The organism is Sinorhizobium sp. NG07B, from assembly GCF_002532005.1.
Taxonomy (GTDB): Bacteria; Pseudomonadota; Alphaproteobacteria; order Rhizobiales; family Rhizobiaceae; genus Sinorhizobium; species Sinorhizobium fredii_C.
In genome coordinates, this window is the sequence record NZ_NWTD01000003.1 from 301,843 (window position 1) to 314,921 (window position 13,079).

Sequence of the window (13,079 nt, forward strand, 5' to 3'; positions counted from 1 at the left end):
TGGAGACGGCGCAAAGTAGGCTTGCTTCGCCGGAAGAACAATCATTATCTGCATGGAGCGGCGCTTCCCTTTGCAGGGCTTCTGATCGCGCCGCCGGAGCCGAACACCCGCGCGATTCGCATAGCGGAGCTCCGCAGGGAGGAGCCAGGTCAATGGGCAACGTTCGAAGCGGCCGACATCAGTTCTTCGGGGCTCAGCGCCCGGCAAAGATTCTGGCCGTTCTCCTCGACTTCGGTGAAGCTCCAGCGCACGACGCCTTCACGGTCGAGCAGGAAATGGCCGACGAGCTGCATATGATTGGCCAGGCTGACCTGCTTATCGGCGTCCTTGATTTCGTACGGGTCCTTTTCGGCAAGGAGGTCTCCTGCCGCGGGAGGATTCATCGGTTCAGGCAATTCGCCCGGCAGGTCGACGCGCATCTCCATGACCGCGTCCATTCCGATTTTGGTTGGCCAGTCAGTCTCGTTTTCGGTGAACTCGACGATGGGCAAGCCGAAGGCGCGGTGCGATGCGCGGGCCGGATCGGATGCGGCGAGAAGACCAGCGATCGGATGGAAACGGAAGTAGAGACGGGCCCGTTCGACGGGAGTGTTTACCACGGCAAGCGTCTGAACGCCCTTTTCGCGGAGCGCCGGGTTGAGCTGGGCCATCGCCGCCACATGGCGGCGGCAGAACGGGCAATGCAGGCCGCGAAACAGGCCCACAAGCAGCGGGCTGCGGCCGCGAAAATCGTCAAGTGCGATCTTCCCCTCGCGCGAAATCGCGTCGAACACGACGTTCGGCGCCTGATCGCCCGGTTGCAAGGGATTGTTGGCAGCGTGCGCAGACATCGGACAAACTCCTCGCGTCAAGGTACGGCCGAGAAAGGCAGTACGGCAGGGCTTCGAGGCCGCTGAATAGGCCTGACCTCTCGCTTTGCCGCACAGCCAGCTTCTGAATTCAGCATGGCCCCACAACGGTCCATGAGCAAGCGCTAAACGACACTGCACGATCCGTTCCCGTGGCCTGGAGGCATGTCCATTTGAGGTTCACTCGATATGTGCAGGGCTGCCGGGCGGGAACATTCCCGAACAGGCGTGGTTATCGGACCACCTGAACGAGGACATGCCACGATGGTCGATCTGCCGGGAAAACGGGGAAGCTGCTGGGTGGCTGGCGCCGGGCCGACGGGCTATTCTCCGCTCGACGGCTCGATCCATGCCGAGACGGTCGTGGTTGGAGGCGGGATCGTCGGGCTTACCGCAGCGCTTCGCCTTTCCGAAGCTGGCCGTTCGGTGATCCTGCTCGAAGCGCTCGAGATCGGCGGGCAGGTGACCGGGCGTTCGACGGCGAAAATCACCACCCAGCACGCCTTGATCTATCGCCACCTCATCGACAGCCTCGGTTTGGCACGGGCGCGTAGCTATGCGGAGGCGAATTCGGCCGGAGCCGCGCTGATCAAGGACTGGATCCGCGACTATGCGATCGCCTGCGATCTCGAGCGCAAGAACGCCTATACCTATGCCACCAGCTCGGCGGGCCGCGAAGCCATCATTGCCGAGGCGGAGACGGCGCGACAGGTCGGGCTCGAGGCACAGGTGCTCGATCGTGCACCGCTGCCTTTCGAGACCACGGCTGCAGTTTGTTTTCCTGGTGAGGCGCAATTCAACCCGGCGAAATATCTCGTCGGATTGGCGCGCGCCGCGGCGGACCGGGGCGCGCGCCTGTTCGAACAGAGCCGAGCGATTCTGATCGACGTGGCGAGCCGCTGGCGCGTGGTCACTTCTGGCGGGACGGTTCATGCGGAACACGTGGTCGTCGCGACCAACATGACGGTCAAGAGCCCCGTCGGCATGGCAAACCGCACACAGCCGCGGTGCCATACCGCGATCGCCTTCCGCGTCGACAGTCCGCTCGCCGTCGATGGCATGTTCATCGGCATCGACGATCCGACACACTCGATCAGAACGGGGAGGGATGACGCCGGCCCCCTGCTTGTCGTGCTCGGTCCGAAGTTCAATACCGGCCAGGACGGGAACGTCGCCGCGCGCTTCATCGAACTCGAGGAGTGGGCGCGGCAGAACCTGGCCGTCGGCGAGCTGGCCTGGCACTGGTGCAACGAGGACTACGACACCGCCGACCGGGTGCCCTATGTTGGCGAACCCGATCCCGAAAAGGCGCCGGGCTTCCATATCGCCACCGGCTTCAACGCCTGGGGCATTAGCAACGGCACCGCGGCCGGCATTATGATCGCCGACACGATCCTTGGCCGCGCCAGCCCCTGGCGGAGCCTTTATGATCCGACCCGGCCTTATCCGAAGGGCTTTCACAAGAATGGCGACAGCCAGTCGATTGTCGGCAGCGCGAGGGACATACGACCGGGTGAAGGCGGCGTCGTCCTGCGCGGCGACGAGAAGCTCGCCGTCTGCCGGGACGATGACGGAACCCTGCGTGCCGTCTCCGCCTCCTGCACCCACAAGGGCTGCACGGTGACTTGGAACAATGCCGATCGGACATGGGATTGTCCCTGCCACGGCTCGATTTTCGCAGCAGATGGATCGGTGATCCACGGTCCGGCCCGCAAGCCGCTTGCTCCGGCGGAGCTATAGCGAGGGCGACGGGCAGTTTCACTGCGACTGACGCTTGAAGATGCCGCAACAGAGCCCTGGCGCCGTAAGAGCGGCATCATGACGAGTTGAAGCGCTTCATCGATGACGCTTCCGGTGCGGGAAGAGCGTCGTGTCGCCTTCATCGATAACGCTCAGGTATGCGCCGATCCATTTGCGAGACGGTTGAAAATTATTCTGAGCCTTGCTTCGTTCTGGTTGGTTCCAGTGCGCTCCCCGACCCATTGTTCCTCAAGTCGCGGGCGCCAATCGCAATCCACCCCCAGCGCATCCTTGGCTTGTGGTCCATTCAACCGATTGAGGAGCGCGATAATGATCTCCCTGTCGCTGATCCCGCAGTCGGAGGATAGGTATTCCCATAAGTCCCTTTGGCAGTCCTCTATGAGCTTTCTCATTTTTTCGGAGTTCATCGGACACCTCAATAGGAAAGCTCGCTACTGCATGTTCCTCTAGATCATCGCCGTTCTGGAGATAAAAACATGCAGAGATTCAAAGGCGACAGCGATATCTGTGCGTCAAGCAGGACGCGCGCCGTAGTTGAGGTCCTGGAGCGGCGCGGAAGGGCATCGGCGCACCGCTCCAGGATCATCGCACGGCCGCGGCGGCGGGGGGCTGGCCGTTGTTCCGCAGGTGCTCACTATCGAGTATGTATTGCCGAGCAGCGCTCGGCAACGGGCCTAAGACCTTTGGACCCGCTACCCCGGACTAAGGTCCTAGGCGCGCTGGCATTCCTGAAAGAGCGCCGATGCACGCCTCAGGCGAGATTCGCTGCAATACGAGAGAGAAGTTCGTTGGACAATAAGTTTATCCTATCGACGCAATCGGAAAATCCAACTTAAACTAATGGAACTGAATCGGTATGGTCGCACCAGATGCAGCTGCTGCCCCTTCAGTGCAGCGGCCAGCTCTGACGCACCGCCATGCAGAACGCCCGAGGTTGAAGACCGATGTCATCTGGATGGCGCAATTGAAGCCAAGCGCAATGGAGAGCATAATGGATTCCAAGGTCGAGAGTGCGGGCAAGTGTCCGGTGGCGCACACCCACACGGCCCATGGCGGAAGGTCGAATCGGGACTGGTGGCCGAACCAGTTGAATGTGCAGATTCTTCACCAACACTCGTCGCTGTCCGACCCGATGGGCCAGGCGTTCAACTATACCGAGGAATTCAAGAAACTCGACCTGGAGGCCCTGAAGAAAGACCTCCACGCGCTGATGACCGATTCGCAGGATTGGTGGCCGGCCGACTTCGGCCATTACGGGCCGCTCTTCATCCGCATGGCATGGCATAGCGCCGGCACCTACCGCACCGGCGACGGCCGCGGCGGTGCGGGTGCGGGCCAGCAGCGTTTCGCGCCGCTCAACAGCTGGCCGGACAACGTCAATCTCGACAAGGCGCGCCGGCTGCTTTGGCCTATCAAGCAGAAATACGGCAACAGCATTTCCTGGGCCGACCTGATGATCCTCACCGGCAACGTTGCGCTCGAGTCGATGGGCTTCAAGACCTTTGGCTTTGCCGGCGGCCGCGCTGACGTTTGGGAGCCCGAGGAAGACGTCTACTGGGGTGCCGAGGATACCTGGCTTGCCGACAAGCGCTATACGGAAGAGCGAGAGCTCGAAAAGCCGCTGGCCGCCGTGCAGATGGGCCTGATCTATGTGAATCCGGAAGGTCCGAACGGCAACCCGGATCCGCTTGCCGCTGCCCGGGACATCCGCGAGACCTTCGCCCGCATGGCGATGAACGACGAGGAGACCGTAGCGCTGATCGCCGGCGGACATACGTTCGGCAAGACGCACGGTGCTGGCGACGCCTCGCATGTCGGCGTTGAGCCCGAAGGCGCGGATATCGCCGAACAGGGCTTCGGCTGGACCAGCAGCTTCGGAACCGGCAAAGGCGGCGACACGATCGGCAGCGGCCTGGAAGTCACCTGGACGAGCACGCCGACGAAGTGGAGCAACAACTTCTTCTGGAACCTGTTCGGCTACGAATGGGAGCTCACGAAGAGCCCGGCCGGTGCGCATCAGTGGACGCCGAAAAACGGCATGGGCGCGGGCACGGTTCCGGATGCCCATGACCAGTCCAAGCGCCACGCGCCGGCCATGCTGACGACCGACCTCGCGCTGCGCTTCGATCCGGCTTACGAGAAGATCGCGCGGCGCTTCTTCGAGAACCCGGACCAGTTCGCGGATGCGTTTGCCCGTGCCTGGTTCAAGCTGACCCATCGCGACATGGGGCCACGGGTGCGCTATCTCGGCCCGGAGGTTCCGTCCGAGGAACTGATCTGGCAGGATCCGGTCCCGGCCGTCGACCACCCGCTCGTCGACGAAGAGGACATCGCCGATCTCAAGGAACGGATTCTTGCGTCCGGCCTGTCGGTCTCTCAGCTGGTATCGACCGCCTGGGCGTCGGCATCGACCTTCCGCGGTTCGGACAAGCGCGGCGGGGCAAACGGTGCGCGCATCCGCCTCGCACCGCAGAAGGATTGGGAGGTCAACCAGCCGGCCCAGCTTGCGACCGTGCTCGAAACGCTCGAAGGCATTCGGGAGGCATTCAACGACGCCCAGTCCGGCGGCAAGAAGGTATCGCTCGCAGACCTGATCGTTCTCGGCGCCGCCGCCGCGGTCGAGAAGGCGGCGAAGAACGCCGGCCACGACATCGAAGTTCCCTTTGCGCCCGGCCGCACCGATGCGACCGAGGAGCAGACCGATGTGGACTCCTTCGGCGTACTGGAACCGATCTCCGACGGCTTCCGCAACTATCAGAAGGGCGACTATCTGATTTCGCCGGAAGAACTGCTGATCGACAGGGCGCAGCTTCTGACGCTGACCGCACCGGAAATGACGGTTCTCATCGGCGGCATGCGCGTGTTGAACGCCAACACCGGGCAGTCCCAGCACGGCGTGTTCACGACGCGGCCCGAGACGCTCACCAATGACTTCTTCGTCAACCTGCTCGACATGGGCACGGCATGGAAGGTCTCTGCGGAATCGAAGTATGTTTTCGAGGGGCGCGACCGCAAGACGGACGAAATCAAGTGGACCGGCACCCGCGTTGACCTCGTCTTCGGTTCGAACTCGCAACTGAGGGCCATTGCCGAGGTCTATGGCCAGGGCGACTCGCAGGAGAAGTTCGTCCGCGACTTCGTGGCGGCCTGGACGAAGGTGATGAACGCCGATCGCTTCGATCTCGTCTGATCGCGAGCCGAAAGACATGTGGGCGCGGCCGCCTTGGCCGCGCCCACCTCACTGATGCAGCAGACGGCAAGGCACGTCATACACCGAGCCTTTGCCGCTCGGTGATCCGCCAGGCCCGCGGCGTCATGCCGATGTGGCGGACGAAGAAGCGTGAGAAATAGGCTGCGTCCGAGAAGCCGAGGCGGAAGCTGATCTCCTGGACGCTCGCACGGGTGAAGACGAGCTGGCGCCTCGCGGCGTCCAGCAGCCGACCGGCGATCACCTCGTGCACGCTCTGCCCGGCGACTGCGCGGACGACGCGATTGAGATGGGTCGGCGAGACGCCGAGCTCGCGCGCATAGAAAGCGGCCGGACGGTGGTCCAGATAGTGCTGCCGGAGCAGGGCGTCGAAGCGTTCCATGCGCCGCTCGTTTTCGCTCTCCCCGGCTGGCTCGCTGTCGCGCGGCTCATCCGCGAGCCGCGCCGCCAATCCCAACGCCGTCATCAGATAGGCATCGAGCAAGCCGGTGCGGTGGCTGCGGCGCGCGTCCCATTCCTCGGCCAGGCGCTGCAATGTCTCGGCGATGTAGCGGCCGTCGTCGCTCTCGCCGAGTGGCGTCAGGCGTGGTGTCGCCAGCCAGCCGCCGAGCCTGTTGCGGCCACCCGGCGCGACCGGCAGATGCGATGCGAGCACCGTGAACACGAAACCGTCGATGTCAGCCGAAAAGCGAAAGCCATGGCTGACGGCGGGCGGGATGGTGATCACCGCCGGCGGCGAAATCGGCCTGGCCGTGCCGTCGAACAGCGCATCGCCTGAACCCTTGGCGATGTAGAGGATCTGAAAGAAGCTCTCGTGGCGATGAAGGCCGATCTCCCAGTGGTGCAGGCGGCTGCGCGAAGGGATTGTCTCGCAATGCAGCCAGAAATCCGGCCGTTCGCCGGCTTCCTCGCCATAGAGCTCGTAGGTCGGGACAGGTCGCTTCATATGGCTCACGCAGCATCGATGTTCGAAAAGTCCAAGAACATGGCAGAAATGTCCATTGAGACAAGGGCCGGCGGCGCGCAAACTTCCTGACAAAGGCCAATTTTGCAGCGGGCACATCAACGGCTTCGCCGGCTTGTTTGGTGAGGAGATACATGCGAACCCAAGTCGTCATCATCGGTTCCGGCCCGTCCGGTCTGCTGCTTGGGCAATTGTTGACACTGGCGGGCATTGACAATCTTGTCCTCGACCGCGCCAGCAAGGAACACATTCTCGGCCGGGTGCGCGCCGGCGTTTTGGAGGAAGGCACCGTCCGGCTTATGGACGAGGCGCAATCGGGAACGCGGATGCATGCCGAAGGCCTCCCGCATGACGGATTTTCGCTCGCTTTCGACGGCCGCGATCATCGTATCGACCTTAACGGTCTGACAGGCGGCAAACGGGTGCTGATCTATGGCCAGACGGAGCTTACCCGCGACCTGATGGATCATCGCGAACAGTCGGGCGCGTCGTCGCTCTACGAGGCGGCGAATGTGAAGCCGTATGATTTCGAGGGCCATGCGCCTTACGTCACCTATGAAAAGGATGGCATCACGAATCGGATCGACTGCGATTTCATTGCGGGCTGCGACGGCTTCCACGGGGTCAGCCGCAGGTCCGTGCCGGAGCGCGCGATCCGCGCCTATGAGAAGGTCTATCCCTTCGGCTGGCTCGGCATCCTCGCCGACGTGCCGCCAGTCGATCACGAACTGGTCTATGCCAATCACCCGCGCGGCTTCGCTCTATGTTCGATGCGGTCCTTGAGCCGCAGCCGGTACTACATCCAGTCCCCGCTCGACGAGAAGCTCGACGATTGGGACGACGAGCGTTTCTGGGACGAGTTGCGTCGCCGCCTGCCGATCCATCACGCCGAACGGGTGGTGACCGGTCCTTCCTTCGAGAAATCGATCGCGCCGCTTCGATCCTTCGTCGCCGAGCCGATGCGCTTCGAGCGAATGTTTCTTGTCGGCGATGCCGCCCATATCGTGCCGCCGACCGGGGCCAAGGGGCTGAACCTTGCGGCGAGCGATGTGCACTACCTGTTCGAGGGCTTGCTCGAGCACTATCAGGACCGCTCCAATGCAGCCGTCGACTCCTATTCGGCCCGGGCGCTCGCGCGTGTCTGGAAGGCGGTTCGCTTTTCCTGGTGGATGACGACGATGATGCACCGTTTTCCCGACACCAGCGAATTCGACCAGAAAATCCAGGAGGCCGAGCTCGACTATCTCACCCATTCGCGGGCCGCGGCGACGGCGCTCGCCGAGAATTATGTCGGGTTGCCGTTTTGACCTTGTGCTGATGCCGAGGGAAGGGAGGTTTGATAGAGGAGTATTCATAACTGTGCAGTTATGTGGGGCGGCCTATCTTTCATTATTCACCGCCGTCTCAAGTGGCAAACTGACGACGATCAATTCGCAGTTGATCTTGGACGGGCACCGGACGGGAGTGAGCCGGGTGCCGTGGGGAGGAAAAATGAAACGGACTATTCTCGCCGCCTTGGCGGCACTTACGATTGCGGGTGCAGCGCATGCCGACACGATCAAGGTCGGGGTCATCGGGCCGTTTTCCGGCCCGTTCGCGCTGCAGGGCAAGAACTTCAAGGCCGGCATCGATGCCTATATGGCGCTGAACGGCAGCAAGGTCGGCGACGACGACATCGAAATCATCTACCGGGACGTGCCGCAGCCCGATCCCGCTCAATCCAAGGCGCTGGCGCAGGAGCTCGTTGTCAAGGAAGGCGTGCAATATCTCGCCGGCTTCTATTTCACGCCCGACGCGATGGCGGTAACGCCGCTGCTCGAGCAGGCCAACGTGCCGCTCGTCATCATGAATGCCGCAACGTCGGCGATCGTCACCAAGAGCCCGCTGGTCGTGCGCACCTCGTTCACGCTCTGGCAGACCTCGACGCCGATCGCCAAGGTGGCGAAGGACGCCGGCGTCTCGAAAATCATCTCGGTGGTCAGCGACTACGGCCCGGGCGTAGATGCGGAGAACGCCTTCAAGAAGGGGTTCGAAGCGGTCGGCGGACAGATCGTCGAGGCGATCCGCATGCCGCTCGCCACCAATGACTTCTCGCCGATCATGCAGCGTATCAAGGATTCCGGGGCCGAAGGCGTCTTCGCCTTCCTGCCATCCGGTCCGACGACGCTTGGCTTCGTCAAGTCCTTCAACGAAAACGGCCTAAAGGGCGCCGGCATCAAGTTCTTCGCACCGGGCGACCTGACGCAGGAATCGGACTTGCCGGCGCTGGGCGAAGCTGCACTTGGGATCCAGACGACCTTCCACTACGCGGTCTCACACGATTCGCCGGAAAACAAGGCGTTCGTCGAGGCAGCCGGCAAGGCGATCGGCAATCGGGCCGAGCTTTCTTTCCCCTCCGTCGGCGCCTATGACGGCATGCACGTCATCTACAAGATGATCGAGGCGACGGGCGGCGAACAGGACGCCCAGAAGGCGGTCGATGCCGTCAAGGGGCTATCCTGGACGAGCCCGCGCGGGCCGGTGTCGATCGATCCGGAGTCGCGCCACATCACTCAGAACATCTACCTGCGCGAAGTCGCCAAGGCCGAGGACGGCTCCTATTACAACAAGGAGATCGCGACCTTCGAGAAGCAGGGCGATCCCGGTCTTGCGGCGCTGAAGTAGGCCGTTCGGCGAATTGGATGCGGGGCCGCCGGCCCCGCTCTACCAAAACAGGATAGGGGTCATGCAAACCGTCTTCAGCATAGCGGTCGACGCGCTCGCTTACGGCATGGTGCTGTTCGTGATTTCGATCGGTCTTTCCGTGACCATGGGCCTGATGCGTGTGGTCAACCTCGCGCACGGAGCCTTCGCCATGATCGGCGGATACATCGCGTCCTATGCCGCTCGTGATTTGGGGCTCGGCTACGGTTTTGCTGTGCTGATTGCCATCTTCGGCACAATCGCCATCGCCGTTCCGATCGAGCGCCTGCTTTACCGGCGCATTTACGGAGCGCCGGAACTCACCCAGGTGCTGATGACGATCGGCATCACCTTCTGCATCATCGGCATCGCCAATTACGTCTTTGGCCCGACGCTGAAGACCGTTCCCCTGCCTTCGGCGCTTCAGGGGTCGGTCGATCTCGGCTTCCGATCGATCGCCACGCACAGGATTTTTGCCATCCTTTGCGGCCTCTCCGTTGCCGCCGCCCTCTGGTACCTGATCGAAAAGACCGCCTTCGGCGTGAAGCTTCGGGCGGCTGTCGACAATGCGGCGATGGCGGCGGCGCTCGGCGTGCGCACCGAGATCGTCTATGCGGTGAGCTTCGCCGTTGCCGTCGGGCTTGCCGCGCTCGGCGGCGTCGTCGGCGCCGAACTGCTGCCGGTCGAACCCTATTACGCGCTACGTTACATGGTGACCTTCCTCGTCGTGGTTTCCGTCGGCGGCGCGGGGTCGATACCGGGTGCGTTAATCGCCTGCCTGCTGCTCGGCGGCATCGATACCGCCGGCCGCTATCTCGTGCCGGAATTCGGCGAATTTTTCTTCTACCTCGCGGTCATAGCCATCGTCTGCGTCTTTCCCCGCGGGCTTTCCGGAAGGACAAGATAGTGACCATGGCAACGATGAACGATGCGATGACGAGCGCGCCCGGCAAAGGGCGCAAGCTCGGCCGCGATCTCGCCGGTCTTGCGGCAATTCTGGTCTTGGCCGTGCTCGGCTACCTCCTGTTTCCGAACAATCTGGCGCTGCTGACGCGCATCACCGCGATCGCGCTCCTCGTGCTGTCGCTCGACCTCGTGACCGGCTATTGCGGCGTGGCGACGCTCGGCCACGCCGCGCTGTTCGGGTCGGGCGCCTATGCGGCCGGCATTGCGGCGGCGCACTTCGGCATCACCGATCCACTGCTGATGCTTGCCTGCGGCATCCTCGGGGGTGCCCTTGCGGGTCTCGTCTGCGGGGTCGTTATCCTTCGCGCCCACGGCCTTCCGCAACTCGTCCTGTCGATCGCGCTCATTCATCTGTTCCACGAGTTTGCAAACAAGGCCTCCTCCTGGACAGGCGGCAGCGACGGGCTCGCCGGCATCGCGCCCGATCCGCTGCTCGGTCACTTCGAATTCGACCTATGGGGCCGCACCGCCTACGTCTTCGGCATCGTCCTGCTTTCAGTCGTCTTCGCGATCTTGCGGCTCATCGTCCGTTCGCCTTTCGGCATGCTCTGCCGCGGCATCAAGGAGGACCCGATCCGCATCCGCGCCATGGGCGCCTCACCGAAGACAGCGTTGATGAAGATGCACGTCATTTCCGGCGCGGTTGCCGGCACGGGCGGCGCGCTCAATGCCATCTCGACACAGGTCGTCGGCCTCGACAGCCTGTCCTTCACGCTCTCGGCCGAGAGCCTCGTTATGCTCGTCCTTGGCGGCACCGGCTCGTTGTTCGGCGCGCTCACCGGCACGATCGTCTTCATGTTCTTCGAGGACCTCGTCTCCGCCGCCAACCCGTTTCACTGGCTGACCATGGTCGGCGCCCTGCTGATCGCCGTCGTCCTCTTCGCGCCGAAGGGTCTCTACGGCACGGTTGCCGATCTGGCGTCCAGATGGCGGAGGACGCCCCGATGAGCGCGATTTTCGAAGTCAGGAACTTGAAGCGATCCTTCGGCGGTCTTGCCGTCACCAACGACGTCAGCCTCGCCATGGCCCCGGGCGACCGCGTCGCGCTGATCGGCCCGAACGGCGCCGGCAAGACGACCTTGGTCAATCTCGTCACCGGCAACCTGGCGCCCGATTCCGGCGATGTCCTGCTCGGCAGCGAGAGCGTCACGCGCATCGACGCGATCGGGCGGGTGCGGCGCGGCCTGGTACGGTCGTTTCAGGTGACGCGCCTCTTCCAGGAGATGACGCCTGCCGAACACGTGGCTCTTGCGGTGTTGCAGCGCGACGGACGGGCGGGCCGCCTGTTCGGCCATTTCCTCGCCATGCCCGACGTCATGGCGGAGGTCGGCGAACTGCTCGGCAAGCTCGGGCTACGCGAGCTGATGCACCGGCCGGTCAGCGAAATCGCCTATGGCCAGCAGCGGCTATTGGAAATCGCCGTAGCGTTGGCGCTGAAGCCGAAGGTGCTCCTCCTCGACGAGCCGGCGGCCGGCGTGCCGCAAAGCGACACCGGCCGGATCGAGCAGGCGCTCGCAGACCTTCCGGCCGATCTCGCCGTGTTGATGATCGAGCACGACATGGACCTCGTCTTCCGCTTTGCCAAGCGCGTCATCGTGCTCGCCGCAGGCACGATAATCTTCGACGGCTCGCCGTCGGACGTCACTAAGGACCCGCGCGTGCGCGAAGCCTATCTCGGGAGCTATGCCAATGCCGGCCACGCCGCTTGAAGTCGAGAACCTGTCGGCCGGCTACGGGCCGACGCGGGTGCTGGAAGGGATCTCCTTTTCGGTGCCTGCCGGGGCGCGGCTCGCCGTGCTCGGCCGCAACGGCATGGGCAAGACGACGCTGCTCGCCACGCTCGCCGGCCAGACGCGGCGTTACGACGGACGCATCCGGCTCGGCGAGACGGACGTCACGGCGATGCCGAGCGCCTCTCGCGCGTTGAAGGGCCTCGGTTTCGTGCCGCAGGCGCGCTGCGTCTTTCCGACGCTGACGGTGGAGGAAAACCTCTTCGTCGGCCTCAAGGGACGCCCCAAAAACGCGCTCAAGGAAGCCTACGAGATGTTTCCGCGTCTCTACGAGCGCCGCAAGAATCTGGGTTCCCAGCTCTCCGGCGGCGAGCAGCAGATGCTGTCGACCGCCCGATCGATCCTCGGGCGTCCCTCCGTCCTGCTCCTCGACGAACCGCTCGAGGGGCTGGCGCCGGTCATCTGCGAGGAACTGATGAAGGCCTTCGCCGAACTTGCAAAGGTCGGCGACATGACGATCCTGCTCGTCGAACAGCGCATTCAGAGCGCGCTCGATTTCGCCGACCACGTCATCGTTCTCGAGCGGGGAAGGCTCGCGTGGAGCGGAACGCCGGCGGCGCTGACGAAGGATCACACGGCCGTCGAGCGGCTTCTGGGAGTCGGCGGCTTGCATTAGCCGCCGTCCGATCGGCGCTGTGGGCCGCTTGGTCGTATCGCCGACTTAAGGAGGATTTTCTCAAGGAAATCCGGCGGAATGCCCTCAAAAATTTGAAAGTCTTTCGCTTTCGCCGTCGAAATGGGCGGCTAGCGATCATGCGCGCGACGCCGCACAATTAGGGCGCTGCATGGGGATCCCATCCGGCGCGGCCCAATGGTCGCCATGACCGCCCGACGAAGAGTTCCGGAGAGGGGTCAAAAAT

10 protein-coding genes are annotated in these 13,079 nt (G+C 63.3%); 8 read left to right on the forward strand and 2 right to left on the reverse strand.

The genetic code is table 11. The annotated features are described in order from the left end of the window. Positions 1–149: 149 nt before the first annotated feature. Positions 150–830: a redoxin family protein gene (locus CO664_RS11415; protein WP_037416940.1), complete on the reverse strand. Its 681-nt coding sequence runs from the start codon at positions 828–830 to the stop codon at positions 150–152. Positions 831–1,112: 282 nt separating this feature from the next. Between CO664_RS11415 and CO664_RS11420 the strand changes: the two genes are divergently transcribed. Together CO664_RS11420 and katG are read left to right on the forward strand one after the other, a co-directional pair. Further along, entirely contained in the window at positions 1,113–2,588 is a 1,476-nt protein-coding gene (locus CO664_RS11420; protein WP_097524557.1) for an FAD-dependent oxidoreductase, read from the forward strand. Positions 2,589–3,600: 1,012 nt separating this feature from the next. Further along, on the forward strand, positions 3,601–5,799 hold the full coding sequence (gene katG, locus CO664_RS11430) for a catalase/peroxidase HPI (protein ID WP_176536564.1): 2,199 nt from the start codon (positions 3,601–3,603) through the stop codon (positions 5,797–5,799). Positions 5,800–5,875: 76 nt separating this feature from the next. On the opposite strand, the gene CO664_RS11435 is transcribed toward katG, so the two are convergent. Continuing rightward, positions 5,876–6,763, reverse strand: coding sequence for a helix-turn-helix domain-containing protein (locus CO664_RS11435; protein WP_097538802.1), 888 nt, complete (start codon positions 6,761–6,763; stop codon positions 5,876–5,878). Between the two features lie 152 nt (positions 6,764–6,915). On the opposite strand from CO664_RS11435, the gene pobA reads away from it, so the two are divergent. The 6 genes from pobA (at position 6,916) to CO664_RS11465 (ending at position 12,835) form a co-directional block, all read left to right on the forward strand. Continuing rightward, positions 6,916–8,088 carry a 4-hydroxybenzoate 3-monooxygenase gene (pobA, locus tag CO664_RS11440; RefSeq protein WP_097538803.1) on the forward strand — a complete coding sequence of 391 codons (1,173 nt, stop codon included), beginning with the start codon at positions 6,916–6,918 and terminating at the stop codon, positions 8,086–8,088. A 184-nt stretch (positions 8,089–8,272) separates the two neighbouring features. Next, positions 8,273–9,445: an ABC transporter substrate-binding protein gene (locus CO664_RS11445; RefSeq protein WP_097538804.1), complete on the forward strand. Its 1,173-nt coding sequence runs from the start codon at positions 8,273–8,275 to the stop codon at positions 9,443–9,445. Positions 9,446–9,506: 61 nt separating this feature from the next. Continuing rightward, positions 9,507–10,370 (forward strand): branched-chain amino acid ABC transporter permease, encoded by an 864-nt coding sequence (locus tag CO664_RS11450; protein WP_097538805.1) that lies wholly within the window; start codon positions 9,507–9,509, stop codon positions 10,368–10,370. A 5-nt stretch (positions 10,371–10,375) separates the two neighbouring features. After that, positions 10,376–11,377: a branched-chain amino acid ABC transporter permease gene (locus tag CO664_RS11455; RefSeq protein WP_097539177.1), complete on the forward strand. Its 1,002-nt coding sequence runs from the start codon at positions 10,376–10,378 to the stop codon at positions 11,375–11,377. Further along, entirely contained in the window at positions 11,374–12,138 is a 765-nt protein-coding gene (locus CO664_RS11460; RefSeq protein ID WP_097538806.1) for an ABC transporter ATP-binding protein, read from the forward strand. Before CO664_RS11455 ends, CO664_RS11460 begins: the two co-directional genes overlap by 4 nt. After that, complete coding sequence (locus CO664_RS11465; protein ID WP_097538807.1) at positions 12,119–12,835, forward strand: ABC transporter ATP-binding protein; 717 nt, start codon at positions 12,119–12,121, stop codon at positions 12,833–12,835. The genes CO664_RS11460 and CO664_RS11465 overlap by 20 nt, the downstream gene beginning before the upstream one ends. The last annotated feature ends 244 nt before the right edge of the window (positions 12,836–13,079 follow it).

What these genes read in the sequence shown, in the direction of transcription:
- CO664_RS11465 (WP_097538807.1), top strand. Translation starts at nt 12,119, where the DNA reads ATGCCGGCCACGCCGCTTGAAGTCGAGAACCTGTCGGCCGGCTACGGG.
- pobA (WP_097538803.1), top strand. Translation starts at nt 6,916, where the DNA reads ATGCGAACCCAAGTCGTCATCATCGGTTCCGGCCCGTCCGGTCTGCTG.
- CO664_RS11435 (WP_097538802.1), bottom strand. Translation starts at nt 6,763, where the DNA reads ATGAAGCGACCTGTCCCGACCTACGAGCTCTATGGCGAGGAAGCCGGC.
- CO664_RS11450 (WP_097538805.1), top strand. Translation starts at nt 9,507, where the DNA reads ATGCAAACCGTCTTCAGCATAGCGGTCGACGCGCTCGCTTACGGCATG.
- CO664_RS11445 (WP_097538804.1), top strand. Translation starts at nt 8,273, where the DNA reads ATGAAACGGACTATTCTCGCCGCCTTGGCGGCACTTACGATTGCGGGT.
- CO664_RS11415 (WP_037416940.1), bottom strand. Translation starts at nt 830, where the DNA reads ATGTCTGCGCACGCTGCCAACAATCCCTTGCAACCGGGCGATCAGGCG.
- CO664_RS11455 (WP_097539177.1), top strand. Translation starts at nt 10,376, where the DNA reads ATGGCAACGATGAACGATGCGATGACGAGCGCGCCCGGCAAAGGGCGC.
- CO664_RS11420 (WP_097524557.1), top strand. Translation starts at nt 1,113, where the DNA reads ATGGTCGATCTGCCGGGAAAACGGGGAAGCTGCTGGGTGGCTGGCGCC.
- katG (WP_176536564.1), top strand. Translation starts at nt 3,601, where the DNA reads ATGGATTCCAAGGTCGAGAGTGCGGGCAAGTGTCCGGTGGCGCACACC.
- CO664_RS11460 (WP_097538806.1), top strand. Translation starts at nt 11,374, where the DNA reads ATGAGCGCGATTTTCGAAGTCAGGAACTTGAAGCGATCCTTCGGCGGT.